Annotated in this window: 18 protein-coding genes; 13 read left to right on the top strand and 5 right to left on the bottom strand. The window is 62.4% G+C overall.

The window, feature by feature from the left end; all coding sequences use genetic code 11:
- The gene (recJ, locus tag QMF81_RS00740; protein WP_281751078.1) at nt 1-1,719 is read right to left on the bottom strand and encodes a single-stranded-DNA-specific exonuclease RecJ; all 1,719 of its coding nucleotides are present in this window, start codon (nt 1,717-1,719) and stop codon (nt 1-3) included.
- Between the two features lie 111 nt (nt 1,720-1,830).
- Between recJ and QMF81_RS00735 the strand changes: the two genes are divergently transcribed.
- On the top strand, nt 1,831-2,703 hold the full coding sequence (locus tag QMF81_RS00735; protein ID WP_348772177.1) for a phosphatidylglycerol lysyltransferase domain-containing protein: 873 nt from the start codon (nt 1,831-1,833) through the stop codon (nt 2,701-2,703).
- A 40-nt stretch (nt 2,704-2,743) separates the two neighbouring features.
- On the opposite strand, the gene topA is transcribed toward QMF81_RS00735, so the two are convergent.
- Complete coding sequence (gene topA / locus QMF81_RS00730; protein WP_281751075.1) at nt 2,744-4,981, bottom strand: type I DNA topoisomerase; 2,238 nt, start codon at nt 4,979-4,981, stop codon at nt 2,744-2,746.
- Between the two features lie 84 nt (nt 4,982-5,065).
- On the opposite strand from topA, the gene era reads away from it, so the two are divergent.
- From era to fliQ, 11 genes are read left to right on the top strand one after another with little or no spacing between them, the layout of a single operon-like run.
- Nucleotides 5,066-5,983 (top strand): GTPase Era, encoded by a 918-nt coding sequence (gene era, locus QMF81_RS00725; RefSeq protein WP_281751074.1) that lies wholly within the window; start codon nt 5,066-5,068, stop codon nt 5,981-5,983.
- Nucleotides 5,980-6,666 (top strand): YggS family pyridoxal phosphate-dependent enzyme, encoded by a 687-nt coding sequence (locus QMF81_RS00720; protein WP_281751072.1) that lies wholly within the window; start codon nt 5,980-5,982, stop codon nt 6,664-6,666. The genes era and QMF81_RS00720 overlap by 4 nt, the downstream gene beginning before the upstream one ends.
- Nucleotides 6,666-7,421, top strand: a complete 756-nt coding sequence (locus QMF81_RS00715; RefSeq protein ID WP_281751070.1) for a motility protein A — start codon at nt 6,666-6,668, stop codon at nt 7,419-7,421. Before QMF81_RS00720 ends, QMF81_RS00715 begins: the two co-directional genes overlap by 1 nt.
- 2 nt (nt 7,422-7,423) lie before the next feature.
- Nucleotides 7,424-8,251, top strand: a complete 828-nt coding sequence (locus QMF81_RS00710; protein ID WP_281751068.1) for an OmpA family protein — start codon at nt 7,424-7,426, stop codon at nt 8,249-8,251.
- A 3-nt stretch (nt 8,252-8,254) separates the two neighbouring features.
- Nucleotides 8,255-8,968: a flagellar motor protein MotB gene (locus tag QMF81_RS00705; protein ID WP_281751066.1), complete on the top strand. Its 714-nt coding sequence runs from the start codon at nt 8,255-8,257 to the stop codon at nt 8,966-8,968.
- Nucleotides 8,969-8,990: 22 nt separating this feature from the next.
- Nucleotides 8,991-9,512: a flagellar basal body-associated FliL family protein gene (locus QMF81_RS00700; RefSeq protein WP_281751064.1), complete on the top strand. Its 522-nt coding sequence runs from the start codon at nt 8,991-8,993 to the stop codon at nt 9,510-9,512.
- A 3-nt stretch (nt 9,513-9,515) separates the two neighbouring features.
- Nucleotides 9,516-10,493 carry a flagellar motor switch protein FliM gene (gene fliM, locus QMF81_RS00695; RefSeq protein WP_281751063.1) on the top strand — a complete coding sequence of 326 codons (978 nt, stop codon included), beginning with the start codon at nt 9,516-9,518 and terminating at the stop codon, nt 10,491-10,493.
- Nucleotides 10,494-10,502: 9 nt separating this feature from the next.
- Entirely contained in the window at nt 10,503-11,084 is a 582-nt protein-coding gene (gene fliN, locus QMF81_RS00690) for a flagellar motor switch protein FliN (RefSeq protein WP_281751061.1), read from the top strand.
- Between the two features lie 5 nt (nt 11,085-11,089).
- Nucleotides 11,090-11,446, top strand: a complete 357-nt coding sequence (gene fliO / locus QMF81_RS00685) for a flagellar biosynthetic protein FliO (protein WP_281752878.1) — start codon at nt 11,090-11,092, stop codon at nt 11,444-11,446.
- Entirely contained in the window at nt 11,361-12,125 is a 765-nt protein-coding gene (gene fliP / locus QMF81_RS00680; RefSeq protein WP_281751059.1) for a flagellar type III secretion system pore protein FliP, read from the top strand. The genes fliO and fliP overlap by 86 nt, the downstream gene beginning before the upstream one ends.
- Nucleotides 12,126-12,134: 9 nt before the next feature.
- On the top strand, nt 12,135-12,404 hold the full coding sequence (fliQ, locus tag QMF81_RS00675) for a flagellar biosynthesis protein FliQ (RefSeq protein WP_281751057.1): 270 nt from the start codon (nt 12,135-12,137) through the stop codon (nt 12,402-12,404).
- On the opposite strand, the gene QMF81_RS00670 is transcribed toward fliQ, so the two are convergent.
- A complete protein-coding gene (locus QMF81_RS00670) occupies nt 12,379-13,146 on the bottom strand; it encodes an RNA methyltransferase (RefSeq protein ID WP_281751055.1) in 768 nt (255 codons plus the stop codon). The two genes, fliQ and QMF81_RS00670, sit on opposite strands and share 26 nt — an antisense overlap.
- A gap of 268 nt (nt 13,147-13,414) precedes the next feature.
- Here QMF81_RS00670 and QMF81_RS00665 point away from each other — a divergent pair, with 268 nt between their 5' ends.
- A complete protein-coding gene (locus tag QMF81_RS00665) occupies nt 13,415-14,842 on the top strand; it encodes a LysM peptidoglycan-binding domain-containing protein (RefSeq protein ID WP_281751053.1) in 1,428 nt (475 codons plus the stop codon).
- Here QMF81_RS00665 and QMF81_RS00660 read toward each other — a convergent pair.
- Nucleotides 14,839-16,668, bottom strand: a complete 1,830-nt coding sequence (locus QMF81_RS00660) for an ATP-binding protein (protein ID WP_281751052.1) — start codon at nt 16,666-16,668, stop codon at nt 14,839-14,841. The genes QMF81_RS00665 and QMF81_RS00660 overlap by 4 nt on opposite strands.
- Nucleotides 16,652-17,812, bottom strand: a complete 1,161-nt coding sequence (gene ercA, locus QMF81_RS00655; RefSeq protein WP_281751050.1) for an alcohol dehydrogenase-like regulatory protein ErcA — start codon at nt 17,810-17,812, stop codon at nt 16,652-16,654. The genes QMF81_RS00660 and ercA overlap by 17 nt, the downstream gene beginning before the upstream one ends.
- Nucleotides 17,813-17,872: the final 60 nt, after the last annotated feature.

Raw genomic sequence — 17,872 nt, 5'->3', positions numbered from 1 at the left:
TTATGGTGGGGATTGGTGAGAAAAGATGCCGGAAATGGTGAGCTCGATACCCACGGTGCCGCGAAAGGACGCAGCTTTCGGGGTATAGGCCACGCGGATGGGCGAGGTGGAAGCCATGGCTTTCCACGTCTCTCCAAGACGCCAGGCCACGCCGCGCAGGGATACGCCGTCCGTGGTGTCGCGCAGCCACAGTTCCACGTGTTTGCCCATGCCGAAAAAACGCTGCCGGGTGACGGTCACGGGTGGCGAGAGAAAGATGGGGCGCGGATTGGACGGCCCAAAAGGCTGCAGAAGATCCAACTCATGGAGGAAGCGGGCGTGCACCTGGGCGAAGGCCACCTCCATGTCCACCAGCAGGGGCGCAGGGGCACCGAGCTGCGCGCCGCATTGGCGCTGCACGGCCTCGGCAAAGGCCTGGCGCAGCGACGGCAAGGCCTGCTCTTCCAATTTCAGCCCTGCGGCCTGCTTGTGTCCACCGAAGGTGGTGAGCCACTGTCGGCACTCGGCAAGCCCTTGGTACAGGTCGAAGTTGGGCACGGAACGCGCCGAACCTTTAAGGAGACCATTTTCCTGGGTGAGGATGATACAGGGGCGGCCGTAGCGTTCCACGATGCGCGAGGCCACGATGCCGATGACGCCGGGATGCCAATGCTCGCCGTAGAGCACCAGCCCTGCCATCTCCCGCTGGCTTTCGGCCTGGGCCAAGGCCTCAGCGAGGATGGAGCGCTCGGTCTCCTTGCGGTGGGCGTTGAGGGCGTCGAGTTCGAGGGCGAGTTGGCGGGCGTGGCGTAAATCCTGGGCAAGGAGGAGCTCCACGGCCAGGCTCGGGTCTCCCACGCGGCCGGCGGCATTGATGCGTGGGGCAAGGGCATAGCCGATGGCCCCCACCCCGATTTGCTCCGTGTGATGGATGCCGCTGGCCTCCTTGAGGGCGTGGATGCCCACGCGCCTGGCCTCGCTGATGAGGAGCATCCCATTTTTCACGAGGATGCGGTTTTGCTCGTCTAAGGGGATGACGTCGGCAATGGTGCCGAGGGCCACCAGATCCAGGCTCTGGCGGATGTCCATGTCCTGGCGAGGAAGGAATTTGCCTGCTGCCGCCATGAGGAGAAAGCTCAAGGCAACGCCGGAGAGGTCTTCCGAGGGCCAATTGCCCAATTTGGGGTTGATGAGGGCTGTGGCCGGGGGCAGGTCTTTGCCGGGCACGTGATGGTCGGCGACCACCACCTCCATGCCGAGGCTGCGGGCCAGCGCGATTTCCGGGCCATTGGCGACTCCGCAATCGACGGTGAGCAGCACGGCGATGTTTTCTTCCGCCAAACGCCGGATACCCGTTTCTGCCAGGCCGTAGCCGTGGTCTCGGCGGTCCGGGATGACATGGAGGACGCGCGCGCCGTAGCGGGAAAGGAATTCCTTGGCCAGTACCGTGGCCGTGATACCGTCCACGTCGTAGTCCCCCCAGATGGCAATGCCTTTCCCTTCCGCCACCGCCCGGGCGATGATTTTTGCCGCATCGAGCACCCCAGGCCAGTACTCCAAGGGCAACAGGTAGCGCAGCCCCGGGCAGAGGAAACGGTGCATGGCCTCGGGAGTCTCGACGCCGCGCAAGAGCAGGAGGCGTACCGTGATGGGACTGACCTGCAGCTCTGCGGCAAGCCGGCGGATGTGATCTTCAGACACCGGCTGGGGAAGGGTCTTGATTTTCCAGGACGCGGACATAACCTTTTTTGTTTTTTGACAACGAAAGCCCTTTCTTTCTATCGGAAATCCCTTCGTTGGCAAACGAAGGCTGGTTTTCTCTATTTTTCTAGCAATATCGGAGAGATATCCGTGAATTTCGCACCCATTACCTTGGAAGGACAACAGGCCTATCATGCGTGTTTGGCGCAGATGCCGGAAAAAACCTCGGACTATAGCTTCGTCAACCTTTGGGGGTGGGGCCCTCATTATGGCCTAGAGTGGTGTTGGGAGTCGGGAATTGTGTTTTTGCGGCAAACCGTGCCGAGCCCGGTGTATTGGGCCCCGGTGGGGGCCTGGGACGCTGTGGATTGGCGCCGCGTGCTTGCCGCTTTGCCGGGGCCGCTCCATTTTGTGCGGGTCCCGGAAGCCCTGGTGGGGGTATGGCGTGGCGCAGGGATCCCCATGACCGTGGCAGAGGCCCGCGAGCATTGGGATTACGTGTATTCCGTGGAGGAACTCGTTTCCTTGGCGGGCAGGCGTTTTCACAGCAAAAAGAACCTGCTCCATCAGTTTGTCCGCGATCATGCCTTCCAATTGGTAGCGCTTGACGAGCGTACTGGAGAGTGCGCCTTGGCCCTGCAGACCGACTGGTTTTTGTGGCGGGACACCGAAAACGACGCCACCTTGGCTGCCGAAAATCACGCCATCGTGCGGGTGCTGCACGACTGGTCCCGGCTTGAGGGGATCATGGGCGCAGGTATCGCCGTTGACGGCAAGATGATCGCCTATACCGTGGCCGATCCCTTGGACGACACGACGCTGGTCATCCATTTTGAAAAAGGCTGCCCGCAATTTCGTGGGGTGTATCAGGCCATCAACCAGATGTTCTTGGAGCGCTTTGGCCAGGGATTCATGTGGGTCAACCGGGAGCAGGACCTGGGCGACGAAGGGCTGCGTCGGGCCAAGCTCAGCTATCATCCTGCCTTTTTTATGAAAAAGTATACGGTGACTGTCGCGTTGTGATGCGACCGGCCTGCAGGCACGTGGAAGATGCGGCCCTCCCTTAGGCTGGGCCGCTTTCTTCTTGGCTGCGGTAGCGGCATCCCTGGGAGGGGCAGGCTACGGTGGTGCCGGCCTTGGTGGTCTTGCGCACAAGGATGGGAAAGCCGCAGCGCGGACACGGCCCCGGCACCGGCGGGTCCCAGACCGCGTAGGTACAGTCGGGGTAGCGATTACAGGAGTAGAAGGTCTTGCCACGGCGGCTGGTCTTTTCCACCAGCTGGCCGGTGCACCCTTCTTGCGGGCATGGGACGCCGGTGGACAGGGAGGTGGCGTAGCGGCAGTCCGGGTAGCGGGAGCAGGCCACGAAGCGTCCGCCCGTGCGGGTCTTCTTCACCACCAAGCGGCCTTCCTGGCAGGCAGGACAGGGGCCGAGGTCGGGCACCTCGGCCTGGGGCAGGAGTTCGATGCCTCCGTGGTCGTTGCGGCGGTATTCGCTGGTGAAGGTGCATTGCGGGTAGTCGGAGCACCCCACGAAGGGGCCGTTTTTGCCAAAGCGCATGATGAGTTTGCCGTGGCCGCACTTGGGGCACGGTATGTCCGTCTCCACCCCGGCCTTGAGGGTGGCCATGTCGTGGCGCGCCGCTTCCAGGGTGGGGTAGAAGTCTTGCGCAAAGCGCTGGAGCACCTCTTCCAGGGTGGTTTCCCCTTCTGCGATGCGGTCGAGGTCCGCCTCCAGGGCCGCGGTGAACCCGGGATCCATGAGCCGGGCAAAGTGGGCCACCAAGAGGTCGCTCACCGTGCAGCCGAGATCCGTGGGCACGAACGCCTTGTCCGTGAGTTCCACGTAGCCGCGGTCCACCAAGGTGGAGATGATGGTGGCGTAGGTGGACGGCCGGCCGATGCCCAGTTCTTCGAGCTTGCGTACCAGGGAGGCTTCCGTGAAGCGGGCCGGCGGCTGGGTGAATTTCTGCTCGCAGTGGATGCGCTCGACGGGTATGGTCTGCCCTGGGGAGAGTTTGGGGAGCACGGCTTCGTCGCCTGGGTGGGGCCAGACAGCGAGAAACCCCGGAAAGATGAGGCGTTCGCCTTTGGCGCGCCATTGGGCGTCCCCGGTGGCCAGGATGACGGTGGTGTCCCAGAAGCGGGCCGAGGCCATTTGCGAGGCCACGAATCGCTGCCAGATGAGGCGGTAGAGCTTGAATTGTTCCGCGGGCAGAAGGGGCTGCACCATCTCCGGCGTGAGCCGGACGTCTACGGGGCGGATGGCCTCGTGGGCATCCTGCGCACTGCCTTTGCTTTTGTACTGGCGCGGGGTGGCGGGACAGTACTCCGCGCCAAAGCGTTCGTGGATGAGGGCGCGGGTGGCCTCCTGGGCTTCTGCGGCCACGCGTACCGAGTCGGTGCGCATGTAGGTGATGAGCGCCACCGTGCCGCGCTCACCGAGCTCGACACCTTCGTAGAGGCGCTGGGCGATGTTCATGGTGCGCTTGGCGGAGAAGCCCAGGCGGGTACTGGCCTCCTGCTGGAGGGTGGAGGTGATGAACGGCGGCTTGGGGTGCCGGGCGCGCTCTTTCTCCTGGACTGTCTCCACCACGGTGGGCGCCCCTTCCAGGGCGGCGCGCAGCTCTTGGGCGGCCTGCTCGTTGGGGACGTGCGCCTTTTTGCCGGCGATGCGCCAGAGCTTGGCGCTGAAGGCCGGATCCGTGGCCAGATGGAGGGTGAAATCCCAATATTCTTCCGGGGTGAAGGCTTGGCGTTCCCGTTCGCGGTCCACGATGAGGCGCAGGGCTACGGACTGGACCCGGCCGGCGGAGAGCCCGCGTCGGACCTTGGACCACAGCAGCGGCGAGATCTTGTAGCCCACCAGCCGGTCGAGGATACGGCGGGCCTGCTGGGAATCGAAGAGCGGGCGGCGCAGCTCTCCCGGCTGCGCAAGGGCCTCGCGCACGGCCCGGGCCGTGATCTCATTGAACCAGATACGCTTGAGGTTGGGGTTGGCGTCGCGCAGGAGCTCCGCCACATGCCAGGCGATGGCTTCACCTTCGCGGTCCGGGTCCGGGGCCAGGTAGACGGTATCTGCCTCCTTGGCCGCAGCCCGGAGCTTTTTCACCACATTGCCTTTGCCGGGAATAATCTCGTACTGAGGAGCAAAACCGTGCTCTTCGTCCACGCCCAGCGTTTTTTGCGGCAGGTCGCGCACGTGCCCCAGCGAGGCCTCCACGCGGTAGCCTGGGCCGAGAAATTTGGTGATGGTTTTGATCTTCGCCGGTGATTCGACGATGATGAGGTCCTTGCTCATAATGGGTGGGGCCTATATCCATGCCTTGGAACCCAGGGCAAGGGAAATTTCTTTGGGGCCGTGGGGCCATGGAAGAGGAGATACATGGAAAACAGCTTTCGTTCTGGATATGTAGCGCTGGTAGGACCGCCCAATGCGGGTAAATCGACGTTCCTCAATGGGGTGCTCGGGGAGAAGGTGGCCATCGTCTCCCCCAAGCCGGGGACGACGCGCACCGCTATCACCGGCATTTGGACCACGGACTCGGCACAGGTGGTCTTTGTGGATACCCCGGGGATCGTCGCGTCCCGGGGGCGCATGCAGCGCCTTTTGGCAGAGGCCGCTTGGGCGGCGCTCGCTTCCGCCCATGGGGCGGTGGTATTCCTGGACGGCGCTCGCTATGCGGCCCGATCCTCTGCCCTTGTCCGGGACGTGCATAGCTTTGCTCCGCGATTGCGTCAGTTGGGGATACCCTTGGCGGTGGCGGTCAACAAGATCGATCAGGTCGCTCCCAAGGCCCGGCTTTTGGCGGTACTTGCGGCGTGCGCAAAGCTTTGGCCTGGGGCGGATATCTTTCCGGTGTCGGCCCGCACCGGCGAGGGGCGGGACCGGCTGGAGGCCGCAATCCTCGCTATGGTGCCCGAAGGCCCGCCGCTCTTCCCGGCCGACCAGTTGAGCTCCGCGCCGCTGCGGTTCTTGGCCGCGGAGGTCGTTCGCGAGCAGCTTTTCCTGCAGCTCCACCAGGAGCTTCCCTACCATGTGGCCGTGGAGGTGGAGGAGTGGGCCGAGGAGCCGGGTCTGACGTCCATTGGCGTGGTCATTTACGTGTCAAAAACCAGTCATAAGGCCATGATCATCGGCCGGGCAGGGTCCCGGCTCAAGGCCGTGGGACAGGCCGCCCGGCAGGCGCTCAAAGAACTTCTGGGAACCAAGGTGCACCTTTCCACCTGGGTCAAGGTGCGTGAGGGCTGGACCGAGGACGAGGAGTTTTTGCGCGAGATGAACATTGGAGAAGTGCTATGAGCTCGGACGTGGTGGCGCGCTGGCGGGCAACCATGGAGGCGGTGCACGAGGCCGCAGTGCGCGCGGGCCGGGAGCCGTCTGGCGTGCGTGTGGTGGCGGTATCCAAACGGCATCCGGTAGCGGCCATCGCCGCGGTACACGCCGCAGGTCAGGTGATCTTTGGGGAAAATTACGTCCAGGAAGCGCGGGCCAAGATGCGTGCGTTGCCTGCCTCCATTGAATGGCACTTGGTGGGGCATGTCCAGACCAACAAGGTCCGTCAGGTGGTGGGCAGTTTTGCCTTGGTCCACAGCGTGGATTCCGTACATTTGGCGCAGGCTTTGCAGGAAAGAGCGCAGCGCCAGGGTGTGGTGCAGCCGGTGCTCATGCAGGTCAACCTCGGCCGGGAGCGCCAGAAGAGCGGCGTGCTCGAGGAAGACCTCCCGGAACTGGCGCAGACGCTGATGACTGCCCCCAACCTTGCCTGGCGGGGGTTGATGCTGCTTCCTCCGGTCTTTGACGACCCTGAGGCTGCGCGCCCCTTTTTTGCCGCCCTGCGGGATCTGCGGGACCGGTTGGAGCAGCAATATGGGGTGCGGCTCCCCGAGCTCTCCATGGGTATGACTGGAGACTTTGCGGCCGCTATTGCCGAGGGCGCCACCTTGGTCCGCATTGGGACACGGATTTTCGGAGAGCGCGCATAATGGATATCGCGACTATTGTTGGAATCTTCGTGGCCTTTGGTCTGGTCATTGCGTCCATCGCCAAGGACATCATGGTGTTCGTGGATATCCCGTCGGTGCTTATTGTCTTTGGCGGCACCATTGGGGCGGTGCTCATCTGCTATCCATTGAACCAGGTCTTGGGGGTCGTGGGAGTCATCAAAAAAACGTTTCTCTTCAAGCTGGATTCACCTGCGGACATCATCGCCCGTTTTATGGATTATGCCAACAAGGCGCGCCGGGAAGGCATCTTGTCTTTGGAGCCGCTGCTCAAAGACATTCAAGACGATTTTTTGCGTAAGGGATTGCAGCTCACCGTGGACGGCATGGAGCCCCAGGCCATCCAGGAGATTTTAGAAACCGAGATCGCCTATTTGGAGGAGCGGCACCAGACCGGCGCGGACATCCTGGCGACGTTTGGCACCTATGCCCCGGCGCTCGGCATGATCGGCACGGTCATCGGTTTGGTGCTCATGCTCAAAACCATGAACGACCCGAGCTCCATCGGCCCGTCCATGGCCGTGGCATTGATCACCACCTTCTACGGTGCGGTGCTCGCCAACCTCGTGTTCAACCCCATGGCGGCCAAGCTCAAAAACCGCAGCAAGGAAGAGGTTTTGATCCGGGGCATGATCTTGGAAGGCATCTTGTGTATTTCCAAAGGGGAAAACCCACGCATCATCGAAGAGAAACTCAATAGCTATCTGCCGCCCAAACAGCGGAAGACGCAAGGATAAGTATGGCGAAGCGGGAGAAAAAAGACAGCGGCGGAGGAGACGGCGGAGTGCCGGCGTGGATGGTCACGTTTTCGGACCTCATGACCCTGCTGCTCACCTTCTTCGTGCTCCTGCTTTCCATGGCCTCCATGATGGACGAGCGCCGCACCAAGGAAGCCTTGGGCTCGGTGTTCGGTTCGTTCGGTTTTGGCACCGCGGGCTACAACCCGCTGACCACCTCCCCGCGGCCCGATGCCTTCGAGCCAGGTCCCATCAATGATGTGCGCGATCTGGAATCCATCAAACCCTTGCTCTGGGAAGACCCGTCGTGGGATCTGCGCTTCGAGTCCAACCGCTTTATTCAGCGCCTCGGCATTGGCGCCGACACCCTGTTTGCTCCAGATTCCGCAGAGCTTTCCCCTCAAGGCCAAGGGCTATTGCGGCGGATTGCCCCGGTGCTGCGCGCGGCGGAGTATCCATTTCGGATTGCTGGCCATGCAGGGCTGCTCCGGGACGAGAAAGGAGATGCCTACCGGATTCGTGCGGAGGCCATGGACGATTCGTGGGAGTTGTCCTTGCGGCGTGCCCAGGCAGTGGCGGATTTTTTGATTCAGGAGGGGGTCTCCGCCACCAAGATGCGGGTGGAGGGCTTTGGCCGGTTTCGGCCCCGCACCACCAACGAGACCCCTGAAGGCCGGCGGCAGAACCGACGGGTGGAGATCACCTTGGATCGCCGGGTCGTGGACTGGGCCCCGCAGCTTGCTGCGGCCGTGGCGGCGGACAATCAGACCCAGGGGTCCGCAGACGAAGGCTTTCGCTACAAAGATTTTCTCTTTCGGTTGGAGCGATGAGCCATGGCACGGCGAAAAAAGCGTCAGGAGTCCAGCGCAGGCGGCGAAGGGTGGATGGTCACCTTTTCGGACCTCATGACCCTGCTTTTGACCTTTTTTGTGCTCCTGCTCTCCATGTCCTCTATGGACCAGGTGGTCATCAAGGAGACGCTCTCTTCGTTTCGCAGCGACATCGCGTTTCTGACCGCCAAGGGCGCCGGCCGGGTGCCGACCCGTTTTGAACTGTTGGCCAAGATGCTGGAGCGGCCGTTGGAGGCCTTGGATAAGCCCCAGCGCATCAAGGACTTGCTCTTTCCCGACGAGGTGCTCCCCCAGTGGATGAGCCGCCAGCGCTTGGAAGAGAATCTTTTGGTGCTGGAACGGCCCGAAGGGGTGGCCTTGGTGCTGACCGACGGCCTCCTTTTTGCCCCGGGGTCCAGTGAATTGGATGAAGGAGGGCGTGTGCTCTTGGGACAGATTGCTGCCTTTTTGGCCTCCACGCCCTTGCCGGTGAATGTGGCGGGATACGGCAGCGATGAGGCCGGGGCGGACCCGGCGGCGGTGGCGCGCGGTCGCGCATTGCGGGTGCTGGAGTTTTTTTTGGGATTCGGCTTTGAGCCGGATCGATTTTCCGTGTCCGCATATACCGCAGAGGCGGCGGCTCTGCCCGGTGTGGACCCAGCGCGGTGGCGGCGGGTGGAGATCCTTTTCAAAACCATGGGGCGAACATATCTATAAAATGTTATCGCCAGGAGGGCGCATGGCGGACAAAGAGAAGAAGGACCAGACAGCCGAGGAGCAACCCAAGAAGGGCGGTAAACTCAAGTGGATCATCATCCTCTTGGTGTTGGTGGCCTTGTTGGGGGCAGGTGGTTTTTTCGCCTACAAGCATTTTTTTGCTTCCCCCAAAGAGGGCGGGGCGAACGCCAACGCCACCGAGGAGGCTTCCAAAGAGCCGAACGCCACCAATGCCACGGCCCCTGGACAATTGGTGAAACTCGATACTCTGGTGGTCAATCTGGCGGATCCGTTGGGGCGGCGATACCTCAAAGTCACCATGGAGGTGGAAATCGTGGATGCGCAGGCCGTGGCCGAGCTGGAGGCTGCCATGCCCAAGGTGAAGGACGCCCTGCTGTTGCTGCTCTCCAGCAAGACCTTTGCCGATGTGGCCACCATGGACAAAAAGTTGGAGCTGAAATTGCAAGTGGTGGAGCGACTCAACCAGATTCTGGGCAAATCCAAGGTGCGGGACGTGTATTTCACTGAGTTTGTGGTGCAGTAAGCCATGAGTAAAATCCTCAATCAGGACGAAGTGGATGCCCTGCTCCGGGGGATTTCCGGCGGGGAAATCGAGACTGAGCAGGATCAACCCCAAGATGACTCGGGGGTGGTGGTCTTTGATTTGGCCAACCAGGACCGCATCATCCGCGGCCGCATGCCGGTGCTCGAGATCATCAATGACCGTTTCGCTCGGCTGGCCACCAATGCCATGGCCAACACCATGCGCAAACGCGTGGACGTGAATCCCCTGTCCATTGACATGTCCAAATTTGGCGATTTCATGCGTTCCCTGCCTGTGCCCACGAGCATCAACATCTTCAAGATTGATCCCTTGCGGGGGAACGCGTTGTTGGTGGTCGACACGCGCCTTGTCTTTTCCCTGGTGGAGAATTTTTTTGGCGGCGCCGGTTCCCAGCCGAAGATCGAGGGCCGAGACTTCACCCCCATTGAACAGTCCATCATTGTGAAAGTGGTAAAGCTCCTTTTGGCGAATTTGGAGGACGCCTGGCGGCCAGTGCACGAGGTGAGCATCGAGTACGTGCGCTCGGAGATCAATCCGCAGTTTGCCACCATCGTCCCCCCCAGCGACGTGGTGGTGGTCATCTCCTTCGAGGTGGAGCTGGAGAGCGCCATGGGCTCGCTTTTGGTGGCGTTGCCGTATGCCACCATCGAGCCTATCCGTTCCAAGCTCTATGCTGCGTTTCAGAGCGAGCGTCTGGAAGTGGATCACGCCTGGATCTCCCGTTTTCGGGACCGCCTGTTGGAAACTCCGGTGGAGCTTACGGTCACCCTGGGCACCACGCGGCTCACCGGCCGGCAGCTTTTGGATCTGCAGGTCGGTGATATCCTGCTTCTGGATCAGGACGAAGACGATCTCTTGGAGGCCCGGGTGCAGGGGGTGCTCAAATTTTACGGCGAGCCTGGTTTTGTGAAGGGGAACAAAGCGTTCCGCGTGGTGAAGGAACAGGAAATCGCATATTAGGAGCGGCGTATGGCGGAAGATCAAGATAAATTGGCGGCGGAATGGGCGGCAGCCTTGGCGGAGCAGGAGGATGCCTCCAAAAACGCTGCCGAAGAAGACCTGGCGGATGCTTGGGCCAGCGCCTTGGCCGAACAGGAAGGCAAACCCGCTGCGGGCGCGTCATCGGAAGCGGATTTGGCCGACCAATGGGCCAAGGCCCTGGCGGACGAGGAAGCCACCAAGGTCCAGCGGGAAAAGAAACAGAAGCAACTCGCTGCCCAGAGCCAGGATTTTCAGTACAAAGACCTGACCGCCGAGGCCAAAGCGCAGCGTACGGGTTCGGAATCGTTGCGCCGGGATCTGGAGTTCATCCTCGATATCCCCTTGGAAGTCTCGGCCCAGCTGGGTTCCACCAAGCTCCTCATCAACGAACTGTTGCAGCTTGGACAAGGTTCGGTCATCGAGCTCAACAAGCTCGCCGGAGAGCCTTTGGAGATCCTGGTCAACGGCAAACTGGTGGCCCGCGGCGAGGCCGTGGTCATCAACGAAAAATTCGGCGTCCGCCTTACCGACATCATCAGCCCCATTGAGCGGGTCAAACAATTGGCGTGATCCCTATGGACGGGCAATTGGGACTCGCTGCGGTCAAGATGGTGCTCGGCCTTGCCGGGGTGGTGGCGCTGCTCGTTGCGGCGGTGGTGGTGGTGCGGCGGTTGGGGATTGCGCCGCGTGGGCGCAGGCACGGAAGTTTGGAGCTCGTGGAGGTGCTGCCTTTGGGGCCGCGTCGGCAGGTGGCCGTGGTACGTTTTTTGGATGAACTCCTGGTGCTCGGGGTCAGCGAGGCCGGCATTGGACTCCTTGCCCGCCGTCCCCAGGAGGACACATCCCATGACACTTTTGCCCACCACCTGGACGCGGCTGCTCATCGGCAGCCTGACCATCCTGACGATCCCGACCCTCGCACTGGCGGCTGACCCGGCGCTGCCCTCGGTCTCCGTGCAGTTGGGCGCGGCCACGGAGCCGGAAAAGGTGGCCCTTGGCCTGGAAATCCTCGCCCTGCTCACGGTGCTTTCCCTGGCACCTGCCATTTTGTTGACGCTGACCTCGTTCACCCGCATCATCTTGGTTTTCCACTTTCTCCGCCAGGCCATGGGCATTCAGCAGATGCCGCCGAATCAGGTCCTCGCGGCGTTGGCGATCTTCATGACTGTGGTCATCATGATGCCGGTGGGCAAGCGCATCAATGATGAAGCGCTGCAGCCATATCTCGAAGAGCGTATCGGGTACCGCGAAGCCATGCAGCGCGCCGAGATTCCGCTACGATCCTTTCTCTTCAAGCACACACGCGAAAAAGATCTGTCGGTTTTCTATGCCATTTCTGGATTGGAGCAGCCAAAGACAAAAGAGGACGTCCCAACGAGCATTCTCATCCCTGCTTTTGTCATCAGTGAGCTCAAAACAGGATTTCAGATTGGTTTTTTGATTTATGTCCCGTTTCTCATCCTCGACATGGTTGTTGCGAGTGTGCTCCTTTCCATGGGTATGATGATGCTCCCACCTGTCATGGTGTCTTTGCCATTCAAGATACTCCTTTTTGTCATGGTAGATGGATGGAATCTTCTTGTCGTATCATTGGTTAACAGCTTTACCTAAGGAATGCGTATGACTCCCGACTTTGTCATTGGATTTGCCCGGCAGTCCATCGAACTCACCCTGTCCATCGCCTTGCCGCTTTTGGGGGTGGGGCTGGGCGTGGGCATCGTGGTGAGCATTCTGCAGGCCGCCACCCAAATCCAGGAGGCCACCCTCACCTTTGTGCCCAAGATCGTGGCGGTGTTTGGGGCCTTGCTGGTGGCCTTCCCGTGGATCCTCGACAAGATGGTGGGGTTTACCCGCGAGATCTTTCTCAATCTCCCGCAGTATATTCGTTGATCTGACGCCACATTTCTCCCAGCAGGATAGCACCGGCCTGGGCGACGTTGAGGGAATCCACGCTGCGCCCCATGGGGATGCGCACCAAGGTGTGGCAGCGGGATTGGATGCCGGGGCGAAGCCCCCGTTCCTCGCCGCCTAAAACCAGCGCACACGGAAAGCGGAAGCGGAGCTTCCAGAGATCGTGGGCGTCGTGGTGGGCGGCGGCGCCGTAGATGGGGATCTCGTGCTCCGCCACGTGGTCGAGCGCCCGGCCGAGGTTGACCGCCACGTGCACCGGCAGGTGTGCCAGGGCGCCGGCAGCGGCCTTGGCGGCGTGGCCGCCGAGATAGGCGCTGCGATCCTTGGGCACCATGAGGCCCGCCCCGCCGAGGCTGTAGAGCGTGCGGGCGAGTGTCCCCACATTGCCGGGGTCTTGCACCTGGTCGAGGGCGAGCAGCACCGGGAGAGGGGCGTTGGGCATGGCATGAAGAAGCGCATCGATGTCGGCGCATTCCGCTGGCCGTATACGGGCCGCCACCCCCTGATGCGCGCCAGGGATCATCCGGTCGAGCTCGGAGCGTGGCACGAGACGAAAGCGCACCCGTTTTTGGCGGCATAGGGTAATGATGCCCATCAGCCCGCCTTCTTCCCGGGCCACGAGCACGGTATCGATGCGCTGAGGATTTTCTTGCAAAAGTTCTGCCACAGGCTTGCGGCCGGGCACTATGTTTTCTGATTTTTTGCTTTTTTCGGCGAACATGGCGACCTCGACAGGTTCGTGGGCTCGGGTTTGCCTTATGACTTTTTTTGTTCTACACGGCAATCGTCGTTTTGGCTCCACCGCGTGCCCGTGGTGGTGTGGAGAAACCTTAACCAGGAGTTGGCTTTTGTCGGGGATTGTTCAGAAAACGGTGATTGCGCTTCTGCTTCTGGGGATGGGCGTGGGCTGTGCTTCCCCCCGTCTCTCCCATAAGGGGGCTGAGGACGCCATCACAGGAGCCGGTACGGTCCACGAACCGGGCACCTCCGTGTCCTCCGGCTCCGTCGCGGTCAAGGACGATGTCATCGCATTCCCGGAACAAGGCGTGGGGCCTGAGGGTTCTTCGGTGAAGCCGTCAGCGCAGGCATCCACGGCCCCTGGGGTATTGGGCATCGCCGTTGTCGAAGAAGAAACCGTCCAGCAGTATTTTTCGTTGTACACCGAAAAAAACCGCGACACTTTTGTCGGCGGGGTGCAGCGCGCCCAGGTGTACTTGCCGGCGTTGCGGGAGCGCTTGCGGACTGCGGGCTTGCCCGAGGAGCTCGTCTACCTCCCTTTGGTGGAAAGCGCCTTTGATCCTTCCGCAACATCTTCGGCGGGGGCCGCCGGCATTTGGCAGCTCATGCCCGAGACTGCCCGCCGCTTTGGACTGCGCGTGGATTGGTGGGTGGACGAACGCCGGGACATCTTTCGCGCCACCGACGCGGCCATCAGCTATCTCAAATATCTGTACGCGCAGTTTGGTGATTGGAAGCTGGCGCTCGCTGCGTACAACGCAGGCGAAGGCGCCATTGATCGGGCCATGAAGTCGTCGGGCGCGCAGACCTTGGAAGCCGTCAGTGGGGCGCGCTTGAGTGATCAAACCCGCAATTACGTGCCCAAGTTCGCCGCTGCGGTGCGCGCCGTCCGACACTTGGAGCACGCGGGGATACTCGCGCCTCGGCGAGAGCGGCCTTTGTCGTTGATCTCCATTGCGGTGCGCGGGGCCACCGACCTGCAAGACTTGGCCCGGGCAGTGGGGATCCCGTGGCAGGAGTTCCATGCCCTCAATGCCCAATACCTCCGCAAGGCGACTCCGCCTTTCGGGACGAGCACGGTGCGCGTCCCTGCCCCGTATGCTGCGCAGGCTCGCCAGTACCTCGACCGTGAGTCGGGCTTGCGCCCCGTGGCCGGACTTGTCCCGTATACGGTGCGCGCTGGGGACTCTTGGGATGCTTTGGCCAAGCGTGCCAAGGTCGCCGCTCGCGAGCTCGTGACCATCAATGGCGGCGCGCGCCTCGTGCCGGGAAGGGTGGTGTATTTGCCGGCGCGCTCCCAAGGGCATGGGGAGGCCGCCCCGAAAAAAGCCCCGAAGGCAGTGGGCGGACAGGCCAATTATGCTGTGCGCCCTGGGGATACGTTGTCGAGTATCGCTCGCAAGTTTGGCGTGACACCAGCCGCCCTTGCGGCAGCAAACAACCTTGCCCGGGATGGGGCCCTTCGCCCGGGGCAAGGGTTGTTCATTCCCGCTGCTGCTGATGCCCCGCAACCCAAGGCAGCGGCTGCTCCGCGTTCCTATGTGGTGCAGCCCGGCGATACGCTTTGGGCAATCGCCCGCAGGTTTGGTGCGGCCCCAGAAGATGTCCTTCGCTGGAATCGGCTCCATCCCGATGCCCCGCTTCGCCCCGGAGACACCGTGCTGGTGCAAGCCCCTTAGTCCTGGGAGCGTTGGCGCGTCCTTTCCGCGGAGGCCTTCGGGCCTCCGTTTTTGTTGGCGGGTTTCTGGGGAAGCTCGATGGTAAAGCAGCTCCCCTGGCCGGGGGTGCTCTCCGCGTACATGCGGCCGCCATGTTCTTGGGTGATGATGAAATAGCTCACCGAAAGGCCGAGCCCGGTACCCTTGCCCGGCGGCTTGGTGGTGAAGAAGGGCTCCATGCTGCGGGCAAGGATATCCGGCTCCATACCAGGGCCGTTGTCTGCCACGCGGATGCGGACGCCATCGTGGGCGGATTCTGCGCGGATGGTAAAGCGCGGGCCGTCGCCGGGCGGGTAGGCTTTCTCGGCCATGGCCTCGGCGCCGTTTCGCAAAAGGTTGAGCAGGACCTGCTGGATTTTGTCTTGAGAACACGGCACGGCGGGCAGATCCGGGTCGATGTGCAGATCGATGGCGATTCTTCGGAAATCATAGTTCTTTTTCAAATCGTAGTCCATGCGGGCAAGCTCGATGGTGGACCGGATTACTTCGCCGAGGTCAGTGGGGACGAGCCTTGGATCTGTCTTGCGGCTAAAGCCGAGCATGCCCGTGACCAGGGTGGCCGCCCGGCGGCCTGCGTCCTGGATGGCGGTAAGCATGGTGGGGATATCGCGGGCGGCAAGGTAGCGCTGCAGGGCGTCGAAATCCAGGTTGGCAGCGGCTGCGGCCTTGAGGTTGGCAGGCAGCGGGGCGGAGAGGCGACTGGCAAGCACCTGGATGCTGCCGAGGATGGAGGCCAGCGGATTGTTGATCTCGTGGGCCATGCCGGCGGCGAGCCCGCCGAGGGAGAGCATCTTTTCGGATTGAATGAGGAGTTGTTCCATGTGCTGGCGCTCGGTGACGTCATCGATGCGGATGACTGCTCCTTCCATCTGCTCCAGGGGATAGATGGTGACGTCTTCGAAGCGCGTGCGGGTGCCGTCGCTGCGTGCCTGTCGGGTGCGGCTCTGGGGCGTATGGGTGGCCATGGCCTGCGCCGCAAGTTCGCTGTACGCCGCAAGGAGTGGGGCGGCTTCGGCAAGCGGCCGTCCCAGGGCCTGGGTTGCCGAGGTACCGGTGAGGGTCTCTGCGTGGCGGTTCCACTGCGTGACGCGCCCTTGGGCGTCCACGGTGATGAGCGCCGAGGGCATGGAATCTACAATACGGGTGAGGAGTGCGCGCAGCCGCTGGGTCTCGTGCTCCGCCAGCACCAAGGCCACGTGTTCGGCCATGCGGCCAAGGAAGGCCGTTTCATCGGCAAACCAGGTGCGCGGGGAGGATGCTTCACCGGTGATGAGTCCCCAGGGCCCATGGTTGTCGCACACCAGGGTTGCGATCAAGGCCCCTGGCTGGCCGAGGCGCTCCCAGAGGACCTGCAGCCGGGTATCGGTGCAGGTGCCTTCCATGGCGAGGACCTCTTTTGCGGGGAAGGTGGCGAGAACGTCGGCAGTGAGGCAAGACAGGGAGGGGAATCCGTTTGTGGCCATAGGCGCGAGGGCGTTGTCCGTAAGGCGCCAGACCGCGGCACGGGTGAGCTCCAGCGCCTGCGCCACGGCCGTGCACACGGCGGCGAGGGCCGCATCCAGGCTGTTGGCCGCATGGATATGGGGAAGGCGCAGTACGGCACGCTGCTGGCGTTCGATGCGCTGTACCGTGGCGCGCAGTGCGGCCTCGGCTTGTTTGCGCTCCGCCACTTCCGCCTGCAATTCGGCGATGGTGCGCTGCAGGATCGGGTAATAACTCTTGCGTGCCGAGGTCTCGGAAATCCCAATGATGCGATGCAGGGCAGATGGATTAGAGGATTCGGGCATAGATGGCCTCGAGATCGGTTTCGGTGGCAGGACGCGGATTGGTGACGAGACAAGGGTCCTGGAGGGCGATACGGGCAAGATGACCGAGGTCTTGCGGCCGTACCCCGCGTTCCGCAAGTCCCCCGACGATGCCCAGTTCGGTGCGCAGACGGGTGAGATGGTCTTCGAGGAGCTTGGCGGCGGTGGCGTCGTCGGCACCGGAGAGGTCCAGGCCTATGGCCTGGGCGAGGCGGCGGAATTTGTGCGGCGCGGCCGGGAAGTTGAAGGCCACCACTGGCGGGAGGAGCAGGGCGTTGCATTCGCCGTGGGGCAAATCCCAAAAGCCGCCAAGGCTATGGGCCAGGGCATGCACCGCGCCGAGGCTGGCATTGGAGAAGGCCATGCCAGCATGCAGGCTCGCCAGCATGGTTTGGGCGCGGGCTTCTACGTGGCGAGGGTTGGCTACGGCCTGGGGCAGCGCTTGGACGATGCAGCGTGCCGCTTCCAGGGCGTGCACATCGGTCAGGGGTGAGCTGGCGAGGGATACATAGGCTTCCACGGCATGGGCGAGGACGTCCATGCCGGTGGCTGCGGTGAGGTCCGGGGGCAGGGGTTTGAGGGTGCAGGGGTCCACCAAGGCGACGTCGGGCACGATGGCCTTGCTGATGATGGCGATTTTGGTGCGGCGTCGGGTATCGGTGATGATGGCGAACTGGGAGATGTCTGCAGCGGACCCCGCGGTGGTGGGGATACAGATGAGCGGCGGCATGGGCACGGCGATGGTATCCACCCCTTCGTAGTCGAGGATGTGGCCGCCGTTCATGGTGACGATGCCGATGCCCTTGGCGGTGTCGAGCACGCTGCCACCGCCCACGGCGATGAGGCCGTCACAGTGGTGGGTGAAATATGCCTCCACCCCGGCCATGATTTCATGGTCTTTGGGATTGGGCGTGATGCCCATGAAGACCGCGGCCACGGCGCCGGCGGCTTCGAGATGTTCGTTGACCCGTTGCGTCCAGCCCACGGCGTGGACTCCTGGGTCCGAAACCAGCAGTGGCCGCTTCAGTCCAAAGGCGGTGGTGTACCCGCCAACGGCGTCCAGCGCCCCGTGGCCAAAGACGATCTCTGGGACGACGAACTTGCGCGTGCGCATCGGGTTGTCCATTGTCGCCTCCTTGGGTTGAGGACCAGACTCTGGGTAATTGAGAACGAAAGAAAATGCCAG

The organism is Thermodesulfomicrobium sp. WS, assembly GCF_027925145.1.
Taxonomy (GTDB): Bacteria; Desulfobacterota; Desulfovibrionia; order Desulfovibrionales; family Desulfomicrobiaceae; genus Thermodesulfomicrobium.
Note: the sequence above shows the minus strand (reverse complement) of the source record. Positions and strands in the feature narration are given on the sequence as shown.